20 protein-coding genes and 2 tRNA genes are annotated in these 23,209 nt (G+C 70.7%); 17 read left to right on the forward strand and 5 right to left on the reverse strand.

Features of this window, described 5'->3' with window-relative positions; translation table 11 throughout:
- Nucleotides 1-33 precede the first annotated feature (33 nt).
- Nucleotides 34-1,473, forward strand: a complete 1,440-nt coding sequence (locus tag PWG71_RS08820) for an amidase (RefSeq protein ID WP_274809067.1) — start codon at nt 34-36, stop codon at nt 1,471-1,473.
- Between the two features lie 111 nt (nt 1,474-1,584).
- On the opposite strand, the gene PWG71_RS08825 is transcribed toward PWG71_RS08820, so the two are convergent.
- Entirely contained in the window at nt 1,585-2,838 is a 1,254-nt protein-coding gene (locus PWG71_RS08825) for an MFS transporter (protein WP_274809068.1), read from the reverse strand.
- A 230-nt stretch (nt 2,839-3,068) separates the two neighbouring features.
- On the opposite strand from PWG71_RS08825, the gene malQ reads away from it, so the two are divergent.
- On the forward strand, nt 3,069-5,105 hold the full coding sequence (malQ, locus tag PWG71_RS08830) for a 4-alpha-glucanotransferase (RefSeq protein WP_274809069.1): 2,037 nt from the start codon (nt 3,069-3,071) through the stop codon (nt 5,103-5,105).
- 150 nt (nt 5,106-5,255) lie between these two features.
- On the opposite strand, the gene pepN is transcribed toward malQ, so the two are convergent.
- Entirely contained in the window at nt 5,256-7,817 is a 2,562-nt protein-coding gene (gene pepN, locus PWG71_RS08835; RefSeq protein WP_274809070.1) for an aminopeptidase N, read from the reverse strand.
- 228 nt (nt 7,818-8,045) lie between these two features.
- Here pepN and PWG71_RS08840 point away from each other — a divergent pair, with 228 nt between their 5' ends.
- The 10 genes from PWG71_RS08840 (at nt 8,046) to PWG71_RS08885 (ending at nt 16,470) form a co-directional block, all read left to right on the forward strand.
- Nucleotides 8,046-8,681: a mycothiol-dependent nitroreductase Rv2466c family protein gene (locus tag PWG71_RS08840; protein ID WP_274809071.1), complete on the forward strand. Its 636-nt coding sequence runs from the start codon at nt 8,046-8,048 to the stop codon at nt 8,679-8,681.
- 274 nt (nt 8,682-8,955) lie between these two features.
- Nucleotides 8,956-9,114 carry a hypothetical protein gene (locus tag PWG71_RS08845; protein WP_274809072.1) on the forward strand — a complete coding sequence of 53 codons (159 nt, stop codon included), beginning with the start codon at nt 8,956-8,958 and terminating at the stop codon, nt 9,112-9,114.
- Nucleotides 9,115-9,367: 253 nt separating this feature from the next.
- Nucleotides 9,368-10,783 carry an aldehyde dehydrogenase family protein gene (locus tag PWG71_RS08850; protein WP_274809073.1) on the forward strand — a complete coding sequence of 472 codons (1,416 nt, stop codon included), beginning with the start codon at nt 9,368-9,370 and terminating at the stop codon, nt 10,781-10,783.
- A 130-nt stretch (nt 10,784-10,913) separates the two neighbouring features.
- Nucleotides 10,914-11,060 carry a hypothetical protein gene (locus PWG71_RS08855; RefSeq protein ID WP_274809074.1) on the forward strand — a complete coding sequence of 49 codons (147 nt, stop codon included), beginning with the start codon at nt 10,914-10,916 and terminating at the stop codon, nt 11,058-11,060.
- Nucleotides 11,061-11,154: 94 nt separating this feature from the next.
- The gene (locus PWG71_RS08860) at nt 11,155-11,622 is read left to right on the forward strand and encodes a ribose-5-phosphate isomerase (RefSeq protein WP_274809075.1); all 468 of its coding nucleotides are present in this window, start codon (nt 11,155-11,157) and stop codon (nt 11,620-11,622) included.
- A gap of 423 nt (nt 11,623-12,045) precedes the next feature.
- Entirely contained in the window at nt 12,046-13,149 is a 1,104-nt protein-coding gene (locus PWG71_RS08865; protein ID WP_274809076.1) for a PP2C family protein-serine/threonine phosphatase, read from the forward strand.
- Between the two features lie 255 nt (nt 13,150-13,404).
- Nucleotides 13,405-14,748 (forward strand): magnesium transporter, encoded by a 1,344-nt coding sequence (gene mgtE / locus PWG71_RS08870; protein ID WP_274809077.1) that lies wholly within the window; start codon nt 13,405-13,407, stop codon nt 14,746-14,748.
- A 73-nt stretch (nt 14,749-14,821) separates the two neighbouring features.
- Entirely contained in the window at nt 14,822-15,022 is a 201-nt protein-coding gene (locus tag PWG71_RS08875; protein ID WP_274809078.1) for an Rv0909 family putative TA system antitoxin, read from the forward strand.
- Nucleotides 15,023-15,063: 41 nt separating this feature from the next.
- The gene (locus PWG71_RS08880; protein ID WP_274809079.1) at nt 15,064-15,924 is read left to right on the forward strand and encodes a M23 family metallopeptidase; all 861 of its coding nucleotides are present in this window, start codon (nt 15,064-15,066) and stop codon (nt 15,922-15,924) included.
- 21 nt (nt 15,925-15,945) lie between these two features.
- On the forward strand, nt 15,946-16,470 hold the full coding sequence (locus tag PWG71_RS08885) for a (2Fe-2S) ferredoxin domain-containing protein (protein WP_274809080.1): 525 nt from the start codon (nt 15,946-15,948) through the stop codon (nt 16,468-16,470).
- A 4-nt stretch (nt 16,471-16,474) separates the two neighbouring features.
- Here PWG71_RS08885 and PWG71_RS08890 read toward each other — a convergent pair whose 3' ends face one another.
- From PWG71_RS08890 to PWG71_RS08900, 3 genes are all read right to left on the reverse strand, one after another.
- Nucleotides 16,475-18,337, reverse strand: coding sequence for an ABC transporter ATP-binding protein (locus PWG71_RS08890; protein WP_274809106.1), 1,863 nt, complete (start codon nt 18,335-18,337; stop codon nt 16,475-16,477).
- A 72-nt stretch (nt 18,338-18,409) separates the two neighbouring features.
- Nucleotides 18,410-18,895, reverse strand: coding sequence for an adenylyltransferase/cytidyltransferase family protein (locus PWG71_RS08895; protein ID WP_274809081.1), 486 nt, complete (start codon nt 18,893-18,895; stop codon nt 18,410-18,412).
- A 205-nt stretch (nt 18,896-19,100) separates the two neighbouring features.
- Nucleotides 19,101-19,171, reverse strand: a tRNA-Gly gene (locus PWG71_RS08900).
- Between the two features lie 162 nt (nt 19,172-19,333).
- Here PWG71_RS08900 and PWG71_RS08905 point away from each other — a divergent pair.
- The 5 genes from PWG71_RS08905 to PWG71_RS08925 form a co-directional block, all read left to right on the forward strand.
- A tRNA-Pro gene (locus PWG71_RS08905) sits at nt 19,334-19,408 on the forward strand.
- A gap of 225 nt (nt 19,409-19,633) precedes the next feature.
- Complete coding sequence (gene tig / locus PWG71_RS08910) at nt 19,634-21,094, forward strand: trigger factor (RefSeq protein ID WP_274809082.1); 1,461 nt, start codon at nt 19,634-19,636, stop codon at nt 21,092-21,094.
- 276 nt (nt 21,095-21,370) lie between these two features.
- Nucleotides 21,371-21,997, forward strand: a complete 627-nt coding sequence (locus PWG71_RS08915) for a ClpP family protease (protein WP_274809083.1) — start codon at nt 21,371-21,373, stop codon at nt 21,995-21,997.
- A 117-nt stretch (nt 21,998-22,114) separates the two neighbouring features.
- Nucleotides 22,115-22,771: an ATP-dependent Clp protease proteolytic subunit gene (locus PWG71_RS08920; RefSeq protein ID WP_274809084.1), complete on the forward strand. Its 657-nt coding sequence runs from the start codon at nt 22,115-22,117 to the stop codon at nt 22,769-22,771.
- Between the two features lie 208 nt (nt 22,772-22,979).
- Nucleotides 22,980-23,209: ClpX C4-type zinc finger protein (locus tag PWG71_RS08925; protein WP_274809085.1), on the forward strand; the 230-nt coding region annotated here is incomplete at its 3' end.

Here is a 23,209-nt window from a genome sequence, read left to right on the forward strand (position 1 = left end):
TGCCCGTTGGCGTGCCCGCTAATCTGGGTCGGTATGACCCAGATGCATGACCTTCCGGCTCACCGGCTCGCCGCGATGGTCCGCAGTCGTGAACTGTCCCCTCGTGAGATCACTGAGCACTGCCTGCGCCGGACGGAGCGGCACGACTCCGCCTACGGGGCCTACATTACGGTCATTGCGGAAAAGGCCTTGGAACAGGCCCGATATGCCGAAAAGTGTGTGATGAGCGACACGCCGGAGAGCCTGCCCCCGCTCCTGGGAGTCCCCGTCCCGATCAAGGACCTCGACCTCCTCGCCGGTGTCCGGGCCACCTACGGGTCCCGTGTCCTCATCGACAACGTCGCCCCCATCGACTCCGACACCGTCGCCCGACTGCGCGCCGCCGGGGCGATCTTCACCGGCAAGACCAACACCCCCGAATTCGGCTCCAGCTGCTACACCGAGAACGACGTCGCCCCGCCCGCCCGCAACCCCTGGAACCCCGACCTCTCCCCGGGCGGCTCCAGCGGCGGCGCCGCCGTGGCCGTGGCCGCGGGACTGGCCCCGGTCGCCCACGCCGGCGACGGCGGCGGATCCATCCGCATCCCCGCCTCCCTCTGCGGCCTCTTCGGCCTCAAGCCCACCCGGGGCCGGGTCTCCGGAGCCCCCGTCAAGCCCGACCTCATCGGCCTGTCCACCAGCGGGCCGCTCACCCGGAACGTCGCCGACGCCGCCCTGCTGCTCGACGTCATGTCCGGGAACCGCCCCGGCGACTACTACACCGCCCCGCCCCTGCCGCCCGGGGAGGGCTTCGCCGACCACGTCGAACGCGACCCGGGACGCCTGCGCGTCGGCCACTACGCCCACACCGGATCGGCCGGCCTGCCCGTCCACCCCCACGTCTTGGCCGCCCACGAGTCCACGCTGCGCCTTCTCGCCGACCTGGGCCACGAGGTCGAGGAGATCCCCGAACCCGGCGACGCCCACTTCGGCGGCACCTTCTCCGACGACTTCGCCGTCATCTGGGCCGCCATGGCCTCGGCGTTCGCCCTCGCCCCCGACCTCGAACCCGGACTCGGCCGGCTCAACCGGTGGCTCCGCGAACGCGCCCGGGCCCTCCCCGTCCCGGACTACATCGCGGCCTCCGCACGGCTGCAACAGGGCATGCGCTCCCTGCTCGCCGCCACCGCCCCCTACGACGCGGTGGTCACCCCCGCCCTGGCCCTGCCGCCGGTGCCGATCGGGCACTTCACCGGGGACGGGCCCGAGGAGGAGTTCCGGCTGATGACCGCGTTCACCCCGTTCACGGCGGTGTACAACGTCACCGGTCAGCCGTCCGTGAGCGTGCCCCTGCACCACTCCCCGGACGGCCTGCCCCTGGGCTCGATGATCACCGGCCGGATCGGCGGAGAACCACTCCTGCTCTCGCTGTCCGCGCAACTGGAACGGGCCCGCCCCTGGGCCGACCGGGTCCCCCCGGTCTGGCACGACTGAGCGACCCCGGTCGCCCGTCCGGTCGTGTGCGGTGGCTTCTCCGAACAGGCTGACGAATCCCGTAGAGGACGGCCGGTCGGTCACACCTGCCGGGGAGGCCACCGCACATCCTCACGGTCGGTCGTCGACGCGCTCGACCGGGCCGATCACGGTCTCCTCGGGCTCCGCCGGCGCCTCCGGGACGAACGGGCTCAGCAACGCGGCCACCGTCACCAGGACGGTCGCCCCCAGGACCCCGCCCGCGATCCCCATGAGGTCGATCAGCCCACCGGCCAGCGGTCCGGCGATCGCGCCGCCCACGCCCAGTGCCGTCGACATCCACCCGAACGCCTCGGCCCGTCGGGCCGCCGGCGCCAGATCACCCAACCGGCCCATCGTCGCCGCCAGCGTCGGTGCGATCGCCAACCCGGACAGGAACAGCAGCGGAGTGACCCACAACGGTGTGGGGAGCTCCGCCCACGGCGGCACGAACGGCAACAGCACCGCCACACCCGCCGCCGAGGCCAGCGAGCGCCGCACCAGCCGCGGCCGTCCGCGCAGACCGCCCGCGATCGCGCCGCCCACCAGGGAGCCCAGTGCCCACACCGACGCCAGCACCATGACCAGATACGGCGCGTCCAGCTCGTTGGCCCAGGCCACGATGACCAGGTCCACGCCCATGATCCCGCTGACCATCAGCATGCACATCGCGAACAGGACCAGCAGGGCGGGATCGCGCAGCAGGCTCCGTCGCGGCCCGGCCGGCACCGGACCCGCGGCCGCCTCCAGGGGCGCCGGTCCGGTCACCCCGGCGCGGCGCAGTGCGAGGGCGAACCCCAGCGTCCCCGCCAACGACAGCACCGCCAGCATCGCCAGCGCCCAACGGGGTCCGGCGAACGCCACCACGCCGGCCGTCAGGATCGGGGAGAAGACGAACAGCAACTCCTGGGTGGTGGCCTCGGCCGCGTAGATCGCCTGCCGCTCCGGGCCGCGGGTCAGCCGCGGCCACAGGGCCCGCACGATCTGGTTCGCGGGGGTGCCGAACAGGCCGGTGCCGAGCGCCAGCGGGATCGAGACCCACCACAGGGAGCCCGGCAGCACCGTCAGCGCCAACAGCCCCACGGTGAACACCGCACCGCACACCAGGGTCAGTCGATCGGTGCCGCCCTTGTCCGCCATCCGGCCGCGCAGCGGCCCCACCAACGCCATGCCCAGGGTGAACGCGCCCGCGACCAGTCCCGCCAACGAGTAGGACCCCGTCCAGTCCACCACGAGGAAGGTGACCGCGATCATCAGGCCGGGGGTGTGGAAACGCGCGATCAGGGACCAGACCAACAGGGACAGCACGTGGGGGACGGCGAAGAGACGCCGATAGTTCGCGAGCACACTCCAGATTATGCGGAGGGCCCGGATGAAGGGCCATCCGATTATCGATACGACCGGTCGTACGGCCCCTCGGCGGACGGAACGTCAACCGGGTGGCCGCGACGCGCCGGACCGAGGACGACGTGAACGCGCCCTTCTCCCCACGGTGAGGCCGGAAACGGGCGGGCGCCGGCCGGCACCGGCCCGTCCTTCCGGTGTACGGGGCCCTTTGTAGGGCATGATCGGTTTCTGTGAGGGACGTTCAGCTGGCCCGTGTGGCCGAGCAGTACGGTGTCGCGACGAGCTACGAGGATTGGCGGGGCCGCCGGGTCCCGGTCGACCTCGATGTCATCCGCCATGTCCTGGCCGCCCTGGGCGTGGATCCGGCCCAGGGGCCGCCCGACCCGGAACGGGGCCTGCTCCCGCCCGCGGTCGTGGTCCGCGAGGGCAAGGCGCCCGACCCCGTGCTCCCCGAAGGGGCCCACAGCACGGTGGAGACCGCCGACGGATCACTCCTGCCCTTCGACCAGGGGCTGCCCCTGGGCGTGCACACGCTGAGGGTCGTGTACCGCGGCGTCGAACACGACGCGCCCCTGTTGGTCGTCCCCCACCGGATCGACCCCTCCGCCCTGCGCGAGAACCCGCGCCTGTGGGGCATCATGACCCAGCTCTACAGCGTCCGCTCCCGGGCCTCCTGGGGCATCGGAGACCTGCGCGACCTCACCGAGATCACCGACTGGAGCGCCCGCGACCTGGGCGCAGACTTCATGCTGATCAACCCGGTGCACGCCACCGAGCCGATCGTCCCGGTGGAGCCCTCCCCGTACCTTCCGGTCAGCCGCCGCTACGCCGGTCCGCTGTACATCCGCATCGAGGACGTTCCCGAGTACGCCCGTCTGGACCCCGCCCAACGCGAGGGGATCCAACGCCTCGCCCGCCCCCTGCGCGAACGCGGACGCACCGCCGACCTCCTCGACCGCGACGCCGTCTGGGAGGCCAAACGGGCCGCCCTGGAGATCCTCTTCCAGGTCCCCCGGGCCCCGGGCCGCGAGGCCGACCTGCGCGCCTACCTCGAACGCGAGGGGCAGCCCCTGGTCGAGTTCGCCACCTGGTCGGCGCTGGCCGAGGAGTACGGCTCCGACCATCGCGTCTGGCCCGCGCGCCTGCGCGACGTCACCGACGACGCCGTCGGCCGGGCCGCCCTGGACCGCTGGCCCCTGGTGGAGTTCCACCGCTGGCTCCAGTGGATCCTCGACGAACAGCTCGCCCACGCCCAGAGCACCGCCCGCGCCGGCGGCATGGACATCGGCGTCGTCCACGACCTGGCCATCGGTGTGCAGGCGGGAGGCGCCGACGCCTGGATGTTCGGCGACGCCCTCGTCCAAGGCCTGCACGTGGGCGCGCCGCCCGACGAGTTCAACAGCCTGGGACAGGACTGGGGACAGCCGCCCTGGCACCCGCGCCGCCTGGCCCGGCTCGGCTACGGGCCGCTGCGCCAGATCCTCGGCCAGGCCCTGCGCAACGCCGGTGGCGTGCGCATCGACCACATCATGGGTCTGTTCCGGCTGTGGTGCGTGCCCGAGGGCGCCTCCGCCGACCAGGGCACCTACATCACCTTCGACCACGAGGGGACCGTCGGCAGCCTGCTGCTGGCCGCGCAGCGCACCGACACCGTCGTCATCGGCGAGGACCTGGGCACGGTGGAACCGTGGGTCCGGGACCACCTCGCCGATCGCGGTGTCCTGGGCACCTCGGTGCTCTGGTTCGAGCAGGACTCCGACGGCGCCCCGCGCGCGCCCGGGGGCTGGCGTACCGACTGCCTGGCCACCGTCGCCACCCACGACCTGCCCCCGGTGGCGTCGTTCCTGTCCGCCGAGCACGTCGACCTCCGCGACCGGCTGGGTCTGCTCACCCGCCCGGTGGAGGAGGAACGCGACGACTCCGAGGCCCGGGTGGAGCGCTGGCGCGCCCTGCTCGTGGAACTGGGGCTGCTGGAGGCCGACGTCGACCCGCTCACCGACCCGGCGGCCGTGGTCACCGCCATGCACGCCTACCTCATGGAGACCCCGGCGCGGATGATCGGGGTGGCCCTCACCGACATGGTGGGGGAGCGGCGCATGCAGAACCAGCCGGGCACCTCCACCGAGTACCCCAACTGGCGGATCCCGCTCACCAACGGCGAGGGCGAACCGGTCCTGGTCGACGAACTGCTCGCCGACCCGCGCATGGTCGCGCGCATCCGCCGTACCCTCGGACCGGTCGGCGACGGGCGCGGCCGCACCCTGTGACCCCCGGTCCGCGCCCCGGACACGGGACGGGCCCGCAGTCGGGCCGGTTCCTTCTTCGAAGACGACACGGTGGCCGCAACCTCCCCGAAGTCAGGGTGTTGCGACCACCGCTGGAACCCAAGGAGCGATCCCCCGGGCCCGTGGGTCACCTCACGACGCCCGGTCCTCCTGGCGCTCCTTGCCGGCGGCGATGTCGACGGCGCGGGCCCTCAGGGCCCGCTCGACACCGGCCCGGCCCTCGATGAGCAGCCGGTGCAGCGCCGGTGCGGGGGAGTGCTCGGCGATGTAGGCGTCGGTGCGCTCCAGCGTCGCCTCCTCCACCAGCCCGCCCGGGTACATGAACTCGGCGAAGGTCTGCGCGAACTCGCCGGTCCACTTCTCCCACGCCGGGGCCAGCTGGGCGAAGTACTTCTCCGTGTAGGGCCGGTACAGGTCGGCCTGACCCGGCTCGACGAAGCCCAGCAGCACCGACCGGAACTCGGCGTTGGCCAGCTCCTCGCCCACGATGCGGTCCCAGGCCGCGGCCTTGGCCTCGGCGGTGGGGATCGCGGAGCGGGCGCCCGCCGCGTGCCGCTGGCCAGCGGCCGTCGGGTCGTTCTTCAACTCGGTGGCGATCTCGTCCTCGCCGGCCTTGCCGGTGGCGACCAGGCGGCGCAGCAGCGTCCACCGCAGGTCGGTGTCCACCTCCAGGCCGTCCACGGTGATCGCGCCGTCCAGCAGCCCCTGGAGCAGGGACAGGTGGGCGTCGCTCACCGCGCTGGAGGTCAGCGCGGTGACGTAGGCCAGCTGGAGGTCGCCACCGGGCTCGGCGGCCGTCAGCAGCTCACGCAGCCGATCCGACAGCCTCTCGAACCCGAACGGGCGCCACGCCGGGTCGGCGTAGTTGTGCAGCGCCGACACGGCCTGGCGCAGCAGGGTCTGGGCGATCGTGACGTCGTCCACGCCGTCGATCCCGGAGACGACCAGGTCGACGTAGTCGCGGGCGGCCATCTCACCGTCGCGGGTCATGTCCCAGGCGGCGCTGAACGCCAGCGCGCGCGGCAGCGACCCCCGGATGCTCCCGACGTCCTCCACGACCGTGGCCAGGGACCGCTCGTCCAACCGGATCTTGGTGAAGGTCAGGTCGTCGTCGTTGATGAGCACCAGGTCCGGGCGGGCCTCGCCGACCAGCGCGGGCACCTCGGTACGGGCGCCGTCGACGTCCAGCTCCACGCGCTCGCGGCGCACGATGCCCTCGTCGGTGCGGTCGTACAGGCCGATCGCCAGCCGGTGCGAACGCAGCGTCGGGTGTTCGGGGGCGGCCTCCTGGAGGACGGCGAACGACGTGAAGCGTCCCTCCGCGTCCACCTCGAAGTCCGGGCGCATCGTGTTGACGCCCGTGGTCTCCAGCCACTCGCGCGACCAGCCCGACAGGTCGCGACCCGAGGCCGCCTCCAGGTGCTTGAGCAGGTCCTTCAGCTCGGTGTTGCCGAAGGCGAACTCCTGGAAGTAGGCGCGCACACCGGCGAAGAACGCGTCCACGCCCACGTACGCCGCCAACTGCTTGAGCACCGAGGCGCCCTTGGCGTAGGTGATGCCGTCGAAGTTCACCTCGACCGCCTGGATGTCGACCATGTCGGCGGCGATCGGGTGGGTGGAGGGCAGCTGGTCCTGGCGCAGGGCCCAGGACTTCTCCACGTTCGCGAACGTGGTCCAGGCGTCCGTCCACTTGGTGGCGTTGGCCTGGCAGTACACGCTGGCGTAGGTCGCGAAGGACTCGTTCAGCCACAGGTCGTCCCACCAGCGCATGGTGACCAGGTCACCGAACCACATGTGCGCCATCTCGTGCAGGATCGTCTCCGCGCGACGCTCGTAGCGGGCGTCGGTGACCCGGGACCGGAAGACGTAGTCCTCCAGGAAGGTGACGGCGCCCGCGTTCTCCATGGCGCCCGCGTTGAACTCCGGCACGAACAACTGGTCGTACTTGCCGAAGGCGTAGCGCACGCCGAACAGGTCGTGGAAGAAGTCGAAGCCCTGCTTGGTCACCTCGAAGAGGGCGTCGGAGTCCAGGTGCTCGGCCAGCGACGCCCGGCAGAACAGGCCCAGGTCGATGCCGTCGTGCTCGTCGCGCACCACGTGGTAGGGACCCGCGACGAGCGCCGTGATGTAGGTGGACATCCGCTTCGTGGCGGGGAAGTGCCAGCGCGTCCGCTCCTCGCCGACGGCCTCGCCCTCCACGTCGGGGGCGCTGTTGGAGACCACGGTCCACGACGGCGGCGCGAACACGGTCAGCTCGAACGTCGCCTTCAGGTCGGGCTGGTCGAAGCACGCGAACATGCGGTGCGCGTCGGCGGTCTCGAACTGGGTGTACAGGTACACCGAGTCGTCCACGGGGTCGACGAACCGGTGCAGACCCTCACCGGTGCGCATGTAGGCGGCGTCGGCCACCACGGTCAGTTCGTTGTCGGCGGCCACCTCCGGCAGCGCCAGGCGCTCACCGTCGAACAGCTCGGCCGGGTCCAGTTCCGCACCGTTCAGGGACGCCGACAGCACACGGGGTGCGGCCAGTTCCACGAACGTCCGCGCGCCCGGCTCCGAAGAGGAGAAGCGGACCACGGTGGTGGATCGGAAGGTCTCGTCACCGGTGGTGAGGTCGAGTGTCACCTCGTAGGAGTCGACGCTCAGAATGCGCGCCCGCTCCCGAGCCTCGTCCCGGGTCAGGTTCCCTGCCACGCCACGCTCCCTCCACGGCCGCCGTCGTCGCCGGCCGGATCGCATCACCGGCCGACGGCGCTGGCCGAGGGCCCCCTCGGCAAGGGATGTCGTCGGGGCCGGTGGATCGATTGTCGATTCGGTTTCGATCCTGCCACGCGCCGGGGCGGAATGCGCAACCGAAATCGAAGGTTGTAGGCCTTCGGCGGCCTCTCCGGGGCGCCGGCCCGATTTTCGCGAGGAGCATCGATGACGCAGACCCCCGCCGATTCCGTTGAGCAGGACCTCACCTATGCGGACATGTGGTTCGATCCGGCCTGCCCCTGGGCGTGGATCACCTCCCGTTGGCTGCTGGAGGTCGAGAAGGTGCGCCCCGTGCGGGTGCGCTGGCACGTGATGAGCCTGAGCGTCCTCAACGAGGGCCGCGACCTGTCCCAGGGGTACCGCGACATGTTGGACCGCGCCTGGGCCGCGGTGCGCGTGTGCGTCGCCGCCGAGCAGCACGCGGGCCCCGAGGTCCTGGGTCCCCTCTACACCGCCCTGGGCACCCGGTTCCACAACAACGCCGAGCCCACCACGGAGGAGACGATCCGCGCCGCCCTGGTCGAGGCGGGCCTGCCCGAGGACCTGATCGCCGCCGGCCGCTCCACCGACTACGACGAGGCCCTGCGCGCCTCCCACGCCGAGGCCATGAAGCTGGTCGGCGAGGACGTCGGCACCCCCGTCGTCCAGGTCGAGGACGTCGCCTTCTTCGGTCCCGTCGTCACTCCCATCCCGCGCGGTGAGGAGGCCGGAAGGCTGTGGGACGGCGTCCGCCTGGTCGCCGGCGTCGACGGCTTCTTCGAGCTCAAGCGCACCCGTACCCGCGGCCCGATCTTCGACTGACCGCCGGTCCCCGAACCGGCCGGGGCCTCGGTCCGGCCCCGGACGTCCCCGGGGCCGGCGGGTGAGGCGTCTCCGAGGAAGGGGCGGGCCGCCCCTCGGGGGCCTTCCGGGGCGGAGGGGACGAAGCGGAACGGGGCCCGTGGGACGCACGGGCCGCACCGGGCACGACGCGCCGCTCGGGCCGGGCGGGGAGAGACCTCCACCGCCCGCCCAACAGTGCACACTGGAGACGGCCGCAGCGACCGACCGCCGCACCCGAACGAAAGGGAAGACCGTGCCCGGACCCGATGACGACCGCAGGGTCGAATTCCTCGACGACCTTGAGATCCTGCCCGACACCACCGGTGACGAGAGGGCCCTGGGCTGGGGCGACGACCCCGCCGACGACTCCACCGACCGGCTGATCGCCGAGCGGCCCCCGCACTGGGACTGACCGGCCTGACGGGTTCGGGGTACCCGGACGGCCGCTCGCGGCGACGAGGACGCCGGCACGGCCGCCCGGGACCGGCTGCGCACTTCGTCTCGCGAGGGATCGCCCGGACGGCCGCTCGCCGGCACCCGGCTTCGCTGAGGGGAACGAAGGCGTCCGAAGGACACGGTCGGGCCCCGAGGCGGGGGGATCGGTGGGATCACGGGTCGGCCGACCCGCACTGGCCGACCGAATCCCGTTCTGCGACAGTGGTGGCATGCGATCCCTCTACATCGACGGCGCCTGGCGCGATTCGGCCTCGGACGAGGCCCTGGACGTGATCGATCCGGCGACCGAGCAGGTCATCGACGCCGTTCCGGCCGGAGACCCCCGGGACGTCGACGCCGCGGTCACGGCCGCCGCGACCGCCTTCCCGGCGTGGTCGGCGCTCACCCCCGGGCAGCGCGTCACCCACCTGACCAAGGTGCTGGAACTCTTCAACTCCCGCATCGACGACATCGCCGCCCTGCTCACCCGTGACATGGGCGCTCCCGTGGTGTTCGCCCGCAAAGTGCAGGCGGGCCTGCCCTCCCTCATGTTCCAGACCTACATCGACCTGGTCGAGGAGAACGGGGAGCGGTACTTCGAGGGCGAACGGCTGGGCAACTCGCTCGTCGTCCGCGAACCCGTCGGCGTGGTCGGCGCCATCACCCCGTGGAACTACCCGCTGCACCAGATCGTGCTCAAGGTCGTTCCCGCGCTGCTCGCCGGGAACACCGTCGTCCTCAAACCCAGCGAGGTCGCCCCGCTGAGCGCCTACGCCCTGACCGAGGCCTTCCACGACGCCGGGCTGCCCCCGGGCGTGTTCAACCTGGTCTCCGGTACCGGGCCGGTCGTGGGCGAGGCCATCGCGGCCCACCCGCGGGTCGACATGGTCTCCTTCACCGGCTCGACCCGGGCCGGCACCCGGGTCAGCCAGGTGGCCGCCGAGACCGTCAAGCGGGTCGCCCTCGAACTGGGAGGGAAGTCGCCCAACGTCATCCTCCCCGACGCCGACCTCACCGCCGCCGTCAAGCGCGGCGTCGCCGACGTCATGCGCAACACCGGTCAGAGCTGCAACGCCCTCACCCGCATGCTCGTGCACAGGGACGTCTACGAGGAGGCCGTCGCCCTGGCCGGGCAGGCCGCCGCCAAGTACGTCCCCGGGGACCCCGGGGACGAGACCACCCGTATGGGCCCGTTGGTCTCCGCCGCCCAGCTGGAGAAGGTCCGCGCCTACATCGAACTCGGCGTCGAGGAGGGCGCCCGCCTGGTCACCGGCGGCCCCGAGCCCGTCGAAGGGCCCGGCTACCACGTTCGCCCCACGGTCTTCGCCGACGTGCGCAACGACATGCGCATCGCCCAGGAGGAGATCTTCGGACCGGTCCTGGTCCTCATCCCCTACGACACCGAGGACGAGGCCGTGACCATCGCCAACGACACCGTCTACGGCCTCAACGCCGCCGTGTGGTCGGGCGACCCCGACCGGGGGCTCGCGGTCGCCCGACGCCTGCGGGCCGGCCAGGTGGAGCTCAACGGCGGCGCGCTCAACCCGCGCGCCCCCTTCGGCGGCTACAAGCGCTCCGGAAACGGGCGCGAGTGGGGCCTGCCGGGCCTGGAGGAGTTCTGCGAGGTCAAAGCAGTACAGATGTGATCGGTGGCTGTGGCCGGCCTCACGCCCCGGAACGTCTCATACCAGGAATCGGCCCCGGTGAGAATCGCGTTGTGGGGTGTGGAAAAATTTTGACCGATCATCCCCTGGTCGAACCCGAACGAGGTGTGAGTTGAGCAACAAGCCCGCGGTCTCCAAGGCAGGACCCCTCGGCAAGGACGTCAAGATGATGGTGATCAGCAACGTGATCGCCATCGCCTCCATGGTCCTCTTCGCCATCCTGGGCCTGAGCGTCGCCGCCGCCGCCGGCGCCGTCTGAACTCGGCCCGAAGACGTTCCCGACGCCCCGCCCCGTCCCCGCGATGGGGCGGGGCGTCGTGCGTGCGCCCGTCACGACCTGCGAGACTGTGTCCGTGCGTGTTTACCTTGGATCAGATCATGCGGGCTACGAGCTCAAAGAACACCTCGTCTCCTGGCTGAAGGAGCGCGGCCACGAGGTCGTCGACGCCGGGCCGTTCCTCTACGACGCCGTCGACGACTACCCGCCCTTCGTCCTGCGCGCCGCCGAGGGCGTCGCCGCGGACCCGGGCTCGCTGGGCATCGTCATCGGCGGTTCCGGCAACGGCGAGCAGATCGCCGCCAACAAGGTCGAGGGCGTTCGCGCCGCTCTGGCCTGGAGCGAGGACACCGCCCGGCTCGCGCGCGAGCACAACGACGCCAACGTGCTCGGCGTCGGCGGCCGGATGCACACCCTGGAGGAGGCCACCCGTTTCGTGGAGCTCTTCCTCTCCACGCCCTACAGCGAAGAGGAGCGGCACACCCGCCGGATCTCGATGCTGACGGCCTACGAGGAGACCGGCGAACTCCCGCCCCTGCCGTAGCACTCCCGAACCCGTACGCGCCCTCGCGCGGACGCGCCCGCCCCGGCGTCCGTCCGCCCGAGGGCGTACGTGTGCCCGGCCCAGCGGGTTTGGGCCGACCCCAAACCTGCGGTTATGGGGGAGAACACCGACGGATGCACGTGCCAGTCGGACACCCCCCGCGCTACAGTTCGTGCACAGCGGCCCGGTCCCATCCCGGCCGCCGCCCGGCGGTGCCCATGGCCCGCCGCCACGACCCGGGCGGGCCCCCACACCGCCCTCGGCCCGCCGAACGCCCCGAGCCCACGGGGGTGCCGTCGGGTCCCGGCCGTACCGACACGGCCACGGCGCAGGCCCACCGAGCCGACCGACATCGACCCCCGCGGGCCGAGCCGACCGACGACACCGAGACCCCGCGAGCGGACGCGCCCGTACAGAGGATCCATGAAGCCCACACCGAACGCCAAGGCCACCCGACTGCTGCGCACCACCGCGCAGCGGATCGTCGCGGTGCTCCGGCGCAAGGTGCTGTTCCGCTACCGGCTCGTCCTCATCACCCTGGTCGTCCTCGCCGTCGGCATCGGCGTGGGCGCCGTCTGGGGCCCCGCCGGCTGGTTCCCGCCCAGTTCCACGATCCTGACCGTCCTGGCCGGCGGGCTGCTGCTCAAGCGCAAGAGCCTGGCCTTCCTCCTCGGCGTGGTCGCCGCCGTCCTCGTCTTCGTCGCCTTCATGCTCGACTTCGGTCAGGTCGGTCCCGGGCTGCTGGTCACCATCGGCGTCACCGCCGTCCTGTCCTACCTGCTGTCGGGCGTGCGCGAACGCCTCGGAGTGCAGGGTCTCAGCGGCGAGATGATGCTCCTGGACCTGCGCGACCGGCTGCGTCACCAGGGCAGGCTGCCCGAGCTCCCCGGCGGCTGGGGCCGCACCGCCGTCCTGCGCCAGGCCGGCGGATCCTCCTTCGGCGGTGACTTCGTCGTCTCCCACCGCGACGGCGAGCGGCTGGACATCGCCGTGGTCGACGTCTCCGGCAAGGGTGTCGACGCCGGTACCCGCGCCCTGCTGCTCTCGGGCGCCTTCAGCGGTCTCATCGGGGCCGTCCCCACCGGGGAGTTCCTCGCCCACTGCAACGACTACCTCATGCGCACCGGCGGCGGTGAGGGATTCGTCACCGCCGTCCACCTGAGCGTGGACCTGGGCAACGGTGAGTACCGCATCGCCTCCGCCGGCCACCCGCCCGCGCTCCACTACGACGCGGGCACCGGAGTGTGGAGCACCACCGAGGCCAAGGGCGTGGTCCTGGGCGTCATCCCCGAGATGACCTACACGTCGGTCCGCGGCCGGCTCCGCCCCGGTGACGCCATCATGCTCTGCACCGACGGCCTCATCGAGACACCCGGTGAGGACCTCGACGCGGGCATCGACCGTCTGCTCGGAGCCGCCGAGACGCTGGTCACCCGGGGCTTCTCCACGGGCGCCGGAAAGATCGTCGACTCCCTCAGCAAGGACAAGAACGACGACTGCGCCCTCGTCGTCCTCTGGCGGCACTGACGCCCCGGGACGGGACGCCGGGGCCCGCCACCGGCCCCGGGACGGGTAAGGTCGGGATGCTCCCCGTCCCGTGTACGGTCGGCCGTCCCCGTACACGTCTCCCGGGCGTCCGCGCGCGCCCTTCCCCGCCCCCGGCGCCGACTCCGCGCGGGCCCTCACACCGGTGACGACGGGACCCGGAGCCGCCATTCGAAACCGGTGTCGCCCCGTGGGCCGTGCCCGCCGGGCGTAGGAGAACGCGAGGGGGTGCTTCGCATGTCAGAAGGCGAGCGCGCTGAAGAACTCATCGATCTGGTCGAGAACAACGACCTGACCGGTATCCGGCTCTGGTTGGCCGAACACAGGCCCTACGAGATCGCCGACGAACTCTCCCGCATGACGAGCGGAGAGGCGATCATCCCCTTCCGGCTCCTGGACAAGGACCGGGAGCTGGAGGTCTTCGAGGAACTCGATCCCGGCCAGCAGCAGGCCATCCTCCTGGGCCTGCGCGACAGCGCCTTCCACGAGATCCTGGAGGAGATGGACCCCGACGACCGGGCCCGTCTCATCGGGGAGGCCCCCGCCAAGATCGCCACCCGCGCCCTGGCCGGGCTCAGCCCCGCCGAACGCAAGATGACCGCGGCGCTCCTGGGCTACCCCGAGGACTCCGTCGGCCGGTACATGACCCCCGAGACGGTCGTCCTGCACCGCGACCTCACCGTGGGCCGGGCCCTGGAGATCGTGCGCGTCAAAGGAGCCGACGCGGAGACCATCTACACCCTGCCGGTGGTCACCGACGGGCGCCGTCTCGTCGGCACCGTCACCCTGGGCGACCTGGTCGTCAACGACGACGCCCGGCTGCTCAAGGACATCGTGGACGTGTTCGCGCCGCGGGTGCGGGCCATCCACCCCGCCGAGGACGCCGCCCGCCTCATGCAGGAGGCCAACCTGGTCTCCCTGTCGGTGGTCGACTCCGAGGACCGGTTCGTGGGCCTGCTGACCTTCGACGACGCCCTGGAGCTCATCGAGGCCGCCGACTCCGAGGACATGGCCCGCCAGTCCGGTGCCAGTCCCCTCGGCGACCACTACGTCACCGTGAGCGTGCTGCGACTGGTCGGGGCCCGTTCGGTGTGGCTCATGCTGCTCATCGTGGCGGCCACCCTCACCGTCAACGTCATGCAGGTCTTCGAGGCGACCCTGGAGGAGGTCACGGCCCTGGCGGTGTTCGTGCCGATGCTCATCGGCACGGGCGGCAACGTCGGCGCCCAGTCCGCCACCGCGATCGTGCGCGCCCTGGCCGTCGGTGAGGTGCGGGTGCGCGACCTGCCCAAGGTCATCTGGAAGGAGGCCCGGGTCGGCCTGCTGCTCGGCATCATGCTCGCGGGCCTGGCGCTGGCCATCGGGGCCCTGCTGGTGGGGTTCCAGATCGCCGTGGTGGTGGCCCTCTCGGTCATCGTCATCTGCACCTGGGCGGCGATCATCGGATCGTCCATGCCCCTGCTGGCCCGCAAGGTGGGCGTGGACCCGGCGGTGGTGTCCTCCCCGATGGTGGCGACCCTGGTGGACGCCACCGGATTGCTCATCTACTTCTCGATCGCCCGGATCATCCTCGACCTCTGACCTCTGACCTCGGAATGAACTCGGGTCGCACCGGGTATCGCCTTGTGTGCAGGACGGATCGAAGGGGGATTCCATGTCCGGTGCCGGAGATGCTTTCGACAAACTGAAGAAGGCCGTCGACGACAACGCCGACAAGGTCGAAGGATTCGTCGGTAAGGCCGCGGGTGCCGCCAAGAAGGCCACCGGCGGTGCCCACGACGACAAGATCGACAGGGGAAGCGACGCCGCCACCGATTACCTGCGCAAGCGCGCCCGGGAGAACCGGAAACGGTAGGGCCGTTCGGTCGGGGCGGGATCGGGTGTCCACAATGGAGGATGCCCGATCCCGCCCCGTCCCGATTCCAGGTCGCCCTGGCACGCGTCCGCGTTCCGCTGATGTGGGCGGCCGCCGCGGCCCTGCTCGCCGGTTACGCCGGTCTGCCCTGGTGGATCGGATGGACCCTGCTCGCCGTCGCGCTGGCCGTGTACCTGCGCCTGGGCACCGTCCGGTGCGCGCCCCGCCTGTTGCGGCCCCCGGTCCGCGGTCGCTGGATGGCGTTGACGAGCCCGGTGGACGCGGTCCCCAGCCAGGGGACCCACGCCTACGGGCAGACGCACGCCCTCGGCCTGGTCGCCGAGGACGGCACCCGGCCGGACATCGGTTGGCGTCCGCTGAGCCGACCGCCCGAGGACTTCCCGGCGTTCGGCCGACCCGTGCGCGCGCCCGCCGACGGGATCGTCGTGACCGTGCACGACCGGCGCCGCGATCACCGCAGTCGCAACTCCTGGCCGTGGCTGTTCGGCGCGGTCGTCGAGAACACCCTGCGCGAACTGCGCGGACCGGCCGGCCTCCTGGGCAACCACGTGATCGTCGACATCGGCGGCGCGTACGTGCTCCTGGGCCATCTCCAACGGGGATCGATCACGGTGCGCCCCGGGGAGAGGGTCGAGGCGGGTCGGCCCATCGCCCGCTGCGGGAACTCGGGGGCCTGCACCGAACCCCAGGTGCGGATGCAGCTGATGGACCACCGACGGCCGCTCCTGGCGGCGGGACTGCCGTTCCTGTGGGAACCCGGATGGAACGGGACGACGGACGACGCCGGGCTTCCCGAGACCTGGCGCCCGTTCGACGTCCCCGCTGGTCACGACTGTTCGGGGACGGGTTACCCTGAATCGGATCAGGTAAGGCGAACCTAACGTTCCAGTGAGGGGGTGGATGTGGGCGACATCGACGGACAGCCCTGCCGGCTCACGGTCTGCCGTGGGTGCTGCTGCGGGACGAAGAAGAAGGTCCCCGGCGTCGACCACAAGGCCCAGCTCGCCCGGCTCTCCGCCATCGACGACCACGCGGGCCGCACCGTGCCCGTCCGCACCAGCAAGTGCCTGGGCATCTGTTTCCAGGCCAACGTCGTGGTCGTGCAGCCCTCCCGAGCCGGCCGCACGGCCGGCGCCGCACCGGTGTGGCTGGGGGAGATGACCGAGGACCGGCTGCTCGACGCCCTCGACGACTGGATCTTCGCCGGCGGCCCCGGCCTGGCCCCCCTCCCGGAGGTCCTCGCCGATCACGTGACCTCGAAGAACGCCAAGAAGCCCAAGAAGCGCAAGAAGCCGAAGAAGGCCAAGGCGGCCAAGAAGGAGCGCAAGAAGGCGAAGGAGCGGAAGGCCGAGAAGGCCTCCCGCCCCTCGAAGAAGAAGGACGGTGAGAAGCGCAAGGAGCGCGAGAAGAAGAAGCGGAAGAAGTAGCGCCTCAGCCGTGTTGCGGCGCGAACTGGGTCCGGTACAGCGCCGTGTAGAGGCCGTCCCGCCCCAGCAGCTCCTCGTGCGTGCCCCGCTCCAGGATCCGGCCGTCCTCCAGCACCAGGATCTGGTCGGCCTCGCGCACGGTCGCCAACCGGTGCGCGATGACCAGGGACGTGCGCCCGGCCAGCGCCACCGCCAGCGCCTCCTGCACCGCCGCCTCCGACTCCGAGTCCAGATGCGCGGTGGCCTCGTCCAGCACCACCACCGACGGCGCGCGCAGCAACAGCCGGGCGATCGCCAACCGCTGCTTCTCACCGCCGGACAGGCGGTAGCCCCGGTCGCCCACCATCGTGTCCAGTCCGTCGGGCAGCTGTTCCAACAGCGCGCCCAAGCGGGCCATCCGCAGTGACTCCTCCAGTTCCCCGTCGGTGGCGTCGGGTCGGGCGTAGCGCAGGTTCGCCCCGATCGTGTCGTGGAACAGCTGCGCGTCCTGGGTGACCACGCCCACCGCCTCGCGCAGCGAGTCGGAGGCCGACTCCCGCAGGTCCAGGCCGCCGATGCGCACCGTGCCCTCCGTCGGGTCGTACAACCGCGACACCAGGTGCGTCAGCGTCGTCTTCCCGGCCCCCGAGGGGCCCACCAGGGCCACCATCGTCCCGGGCTCGGCCCGCAGCGAGACCCCGCTCAGCACCTGGGTGCCCTCGGTGCCGCGCGCCTGCGGGTTGAGCTCCAGGGAGGCCACCGACGTCTCCTCCGCGCCCGGGTAGCGGAACGACACGTTGTCGAACTCCACGCTCGCCGGACCCGACGGGACCGGCCGGGCGTCGGGAGCCTCCTTGATCCCGGGCTCCAGGTCCAGAACCTCGAAGACCCGGTCGAAGGACACCAGCGCGGTCATGATCTCCACGTGCACGTTGGACAGGGTCGTCACCGGTCCGTACAGGCGCACCATCAACGTGGTCAGCGCCACCAGGGTGCCGACCTCCAGGGCGCCGTCCACCGCCAGCACGCCGCCGACGCCGTAGACCATCGCTGTCGCCAGCGCGGTGATCATCCCCAGCATGGTGAACAGCAGCCCGCCGAACACCGCCTGGCGCACCCCCAGGTCGCGCACCCGGGCGGCCCGCCGGGAGAACCCGGCCGACTCCTCCTCCGGCCGTCCGTACAGCTTGACCAGCATGGCCCCACCGACGTTGAACCGCTCCGTCATCAGGGAGCTCATGTCGGCGTTGGTGTCCATCGCGTCCCGGGAGATGTGCGCCAGCCGGCGCCCGATGAACCTGGCGGGCACCAGGAACAACGGCACCAGCGCGAGCGCCATGAGGGTGATCTGCCAGGACAGCGCGGCCATGGTGATGATCACGGCGGTCACGCTGACCAGGTTGGAGACCACCGACTGCAACACCGAGGTGATCGCCCGCTGGGCCCCGACCACGTCGGTGTTCAACCGGCTGATGAGCGAGCCGGTCTGGGTACGGGTGAAGAACGCCAGCGGCATCCGCTGTACATGGGTGAAGACCTGCGTGCGCAGCAGGTAGATGACGCCCTCGCCGATGCGCGCCGACAACCAGCGGCCGGTCAGCGCCAGCAGGCCCTCCACGAAGGCCAGGACACCGGCCGTGACCGCCAGCCACATCACCAGCGTCGCGTCGCCGGGGATGATCCCCCGGTCGATGATGGTCTTGAGCAGCAGCGGGTTGGCCACCACGATGACGGCGCCCACCGATGTCACGAACAGGAACAACAGGATCGCCCGCCAGTGGGGGCGGGCGTAGGAGACGATCCGACGGGTGATGCCGGGGGGCAGTTGCTGCCCGCGGGCACTCCCGTCGTTGACCAGGGCCCTGTAGGAGAGCCGGCCGGACATCATGGACATCTGAGCCTCGATTCGCGTTACGCGTGGGTCAACAACCGCCCGCGCGCCCGACTTCCCGAGGGGGTCTCAGAGGGCGTGGGCCAGTCGGCCCAGCGCGGCGGTGGTGGAGCGGCCGGGGGTGAAGGGCAGTTCCCAGGAGAGGGCGCCCAGCGCCTCCGCCCCGAGGATCTTGGCGCGGGTGTAGCGGTCACCCGCGGTGAAGGCGAGGGCGGCGGGGGCCAGGGGGCGCAGGACCTCGGCGTAGGCCGACCAGTCGGCGACCTCGGGCGGCCCGTCGATGACGAAGGCGCCGGTGACGGAGCGCAGGGCGGCGATGGTCTCGGCGCGCTCCTCCTCCGGGTTCACCGGTCGGCCGGGTCCCTTCCAGGCGCGCACGCGCTCGTCGCACTCGATCCCCACGACGAGGGGCAGACCCCGGTCGGCGATGGCCTGGAGGAAACGGATGTGCCCGACGTGCAGGACGTCGAAGACGCCGGTGACGACGGCGGGCCGTTCCAGCCCCTCCGGTCGTTGGAACCAGCGTGCGCTCAGCGCCGTATCCACCTCGGTCATCAGCCACCCGCTCCGTTCAGGGGCGCCCGTCCGGCCTTGATGTCGGCGTCCCCACCCGAAAGGTCAACGTACCCGGTCGCGCCGGGTATTCCTGCTCTGGCCGAACAACGTTCGGTTCTGTGAGGGGGGTCACGGTCCGAGGGCGGGAAAAGGCGAAAGACGAGGGCCGGTGTCCCGATCGGGACACCGGCCCTCGCCGTCGATGAGCGGGCGACGAGAATCGAACTCGCATGACCAGCTTGGAAGGCTGGGGTTCTACCATTGAACTACGCCCGCGTGGCGCCGGAGCCCTTGAGTTTCCTCTAGACTCGTGGAGCCGACGGAGACAAGAGTACAGTCTCCGGGGCGTTGGTCGCACACCCCTTTCGGGGCGTGCGATCGTCGTGTGCGACCCGAGGTCGAGGAAGGGCACAGAGCCGGACACGGTCATCGGGTGCGCGGGGTGTGGCGCAGCTTGGTTAGCGCGCATGCTTTGGGAGCATGAGGCCGCGGGTTCGAATCCCGCCACCCCGACGAAAAACCGACCGCGACGGCGGCTTCATGCCGTGCGCGGTCCCCCCTGTGCATCTGCCCTAGACTTGGTGCGATCAGCAGGAAACTGTAAGTCCCAGCCCGTCGCAGGGCACCCCGACGCGGTGATCGTCAGATCTTCCGGGGGTGCGCGCGTGCATTCGCCGTTGTGTGGTGCGCCTGCGGGCCGACGCGGACACCAGCCGGCAAACCTAGGAGTACCGCCCCGTGAAGACCGTTGTCGAGGAGCTGAGCCCCACCCGGGTCAAGCTGACCGTCGAGGTGCCCTTCGAGGAACTCGATCACGCTTTCGACGTGACCTACAAGTCGCTCGCGAAGCAGGTTCGGATCAAGGGCTTCCGCCCGGGCAAGGCGCCGGCCCGACTGATCGACCGCTACGTCGGCCGCGGCGCGGTCATCAGCGAAGCGGTCAACCACGCCGTGCCCGAGCTTTACAACGAGGCCATCCAGAAGGAGGAGATCTTCGCGCTCGGCCAGCCCGACGTCGAGGTCACCAAGCTGGAGGACAACGACGAGCTCGCCTTCACGGCCGAGGTCGACGTCCGCCCCAAGTTCGAGGTCGCCGACTACAAGGGCATCGAGGTGACCGTCGACAACGCCGAGGTCACCGAGGAGCAGATCGACGAGCAGCTCGGCTTCCTGCGCGAGCGCTTCTCCACCCTGGCCGGCGCCGAGCGCCCGGTGGAGGACGGCGACCACGTCTCCATCGACCTCTCCGCCTCCATCGACGGTGAGAAGCTCGACGACGTCGCCGTCACCGGCTACTCCTACGAGGTCGGCACCAACGCCATGCTGGAGGGTCTGGACGAGACCCTGCGCGGCATGGAGTCCGGCGGCGAGGCCACCTTCTCCACCACCCTGGTGGGCGGCGAGCACGAGGGCCGCGAGGCCGACGTGACCGTCACCGTGCACAGCGTCAAGGTGAAGGAGCTGCCCGAGCTGGACGACGAGTTCGCCCAGCTGGCCAGCGAGTTCGACACCATCGGCGAGCTGCGCGAGGACGTGCGCAAGCGCATGACCGAGGTGCGTCGCATCCAGCAGATCTCCTCCGCCCGTGACAAGGCCCTGGAGAAGCTGATCGAGTCGATCGAGCTGCCGCTGCCCGACGCGGTCGTCGACGAGGAGATCCAGCGCCGTCGCGAGAGCCTGGAGCAGCAGCTCGCGCAGAGCGGCCTCACCAAGGAGGCCTACCTGGAGTCGCAGGAGAAGACCGAGGAGGAGTTCGACGAGGAGCTGACCACCGGCGCCCGCTCCGCGGTCAAGGCCGGGTTCATCCTCGACCAGCTCGCCATCCAGGAGGACCTGAGCGCCGACCAGGGCGAGCTCAGCCAGTACGTGTTCGAGCAGGCCCAGCGCATGGGCGTGAGCCCGGACCAGCTGGCCCAGCACCTGGTGCAGTCCAACCAGATCCGCGTCGCCTTCACCGAGGTCGTCCGCGGTAAGGCCATGGACCTGGTCCTGTCCTCGGCGAAGATCACCGACGAGGACGGCAACGTCATCGAGCAGGAGACCGCCGAGGAGAAGGCCGCCAAGGCCGCCGCCCAGGCCGTCGAGGGCCTGGAGGTCATCGAGGAGGACACCGAGTCCGCCGCCGAGGAGACCCCGGCCGACGACGTCAAGGCCGACGACGTCAAGGCCGAGGACGCCAAGGCCGACGACGCCAAGTAGGTCCCGCGCTCGACGAGCGTTCACGGGCCCCGCACGACCCCAGGGTCGGGCGGGGCCCGTCCCTTTTCCCGGATCTCCTCCTCCCTTCCGTGGCGGAACCTCCCTTTATTCCCGCCCCCGGACCCCTCCTTGTTCGCCGACAGGAGAACAGGCACCGCCGGGCTCGCGCCACCCTGCGCTCAAAGCGAACAGGCACGGGATCCGTGCAACCCCGGTGTCGGTCGGCGTTAGTGTCGCTGTATCGCAACCGTTTCGATTCCGGAGCAGGTGACGAGAGTGCCGCCGATCTTCAATGAGTCCTCGCGATTCGACGCTCGTACGTCGGAGCCGCAGTTTTCCCCTTTTCTTGAGCAGACGCCTCAGCGCCTGTTGCGCCAGCGAATCGTTTTCCTCGGCCAGCAGGTCGACGACGAGATCGCCAACCGCCTGGTGGGTGAACTCCTCTTGCTGTCCGCCGAGGACCGCCAGCGGGACATCACCCTGTACATCAACTCGCCCGGTGGTTCCGTGACCGCCGGCATGGCGATCTATGACGTCATGCAGTACATCCCCAACGACGTGCGCACGGTGGGGATCGGCATGGCCGCCTCCATGGGGCAGATGCTCCTGTGCGCCGGTACCCCCGGCAAGCGCTACGCGCTTCCGCACACCCGGGTCATGATGCACCAGCCGTCCGGCGGCATCGGTGGTACCGCCTCCGACATCCGCATCCTTGCGGACCAGCTGATGTACGTGAAGAAGATGTTCATCGCGAAGATCTCCGAGCACACCGGTCAGACGGTCGAACAGATCGAGAAGGACGCCGACCGCGACCGCTGGTTCACCGCGCAGGAGGCCAAGGATTACGGCCTCATCGACGAGGTCCTGGAGGGCACGCTCGACGTGACCCGGGACCGCGGGTAGCGAGTGGTCGGTGAACGGAACCGTCGGGCCTCGGAGCATCCGGGGACGGTACGGTGACCCCGACCGACCCGGTGGTGCCGGGATCGGCGTAGTGCGTGGAAGCGTGGAAGGCGTGAAATGACCGAGTTCAACCCCTTTGTCGGCGGCACCGCCCCGATGGCTCCCCAGGGCCGCTACGTCCTGCCGTCCTACGTGGAGCGGACGTCCTACGGCGTCAAGGAGATGAATCCGTACAACAAGCTGTTCGAAGAGCGGATCATCTTCGTCGGCGTGCAGATCGACGACACGTCGGCCAACGACCTCATGGCCCAGCTCATCACCCTGGAGCAGCTCGACTCCGAGCGCGACATCCAGATGTACATCAACTCGCCGGGCGGATCGTTCACGTCGCTGATGGCGATCTACGACACGATGCAGTTCGTCCGCCCGGACATCCAGACGGTGTGCATCGGCCAGGCCGCCTCCGCCGCGGCCATCCTGCTCGCGGGCGGGACCAAGGGCAAGCGCGGCGCGCTGCCCAACGCCCGCATCCTGATCCACCAGCCCGCCACGGAGGGCATGCACGGTCAGGCCAGCGACATCGAGATCCAGGCCAACGAGATCACCCGGATCCGGACCCAGCTGGAGACCACGCTGGCGCGGCACACGGGCCGTACGCCCGAGCAGGTGTCCAAGGACATCGAGCGGGACAAGATCCTCACCGCCGAAGAGGCCAAGGAGTACGGCATCATCGACTTCGTGCTGCCGTACCGCAAGGCGTCCCTGAACAAGTAGACCCCGCGGACAAGGGTCGAGAAGGCGTCGACCGGACCGGTCTTCAACCCGCCCGGAAGGGCCCGGTGGTGAAGCCGGTCCGGTTTTTCGCTTAGTCTGGCGAAAGAGCGACACACAGATCGCCTGTCCGTGCGCGGTCGGAGGCGGAACCCGTATCCGCGCGGCCCCGTACGCGACGTCGGCGGCCTTAGTTTCGAGGAGTGGCTGGGTGGCACGCATCGGCGACGGCGGGGACCTGCTGAAGTGCTCGTTCTGCGGCAAGAGCCAGAAGCAGGTGAAGAAGCTCATCGCCGGCCCCGGCGTGTACATCTGCGATGAGTGCATCGACCTGTGCAACGAGATCATCGAGGAGGAGCTCGCCGACTCCACGGAGCTCTCCTGGGACGCGTTGCCCAAGCCTCGGGAGATCTACGAGTTCCTGGACTCGTACGTGATCGG

Source organism: Nocardiopsis sp. N85, from assembly GCF_028882275.1.
Lineage (GTDB): Bacteria > Actinomycetota > Actinomycetes > Streptosporangiales > Streptosporangiaceae > Nocardiopsis > Nocardiopsis lambiniae.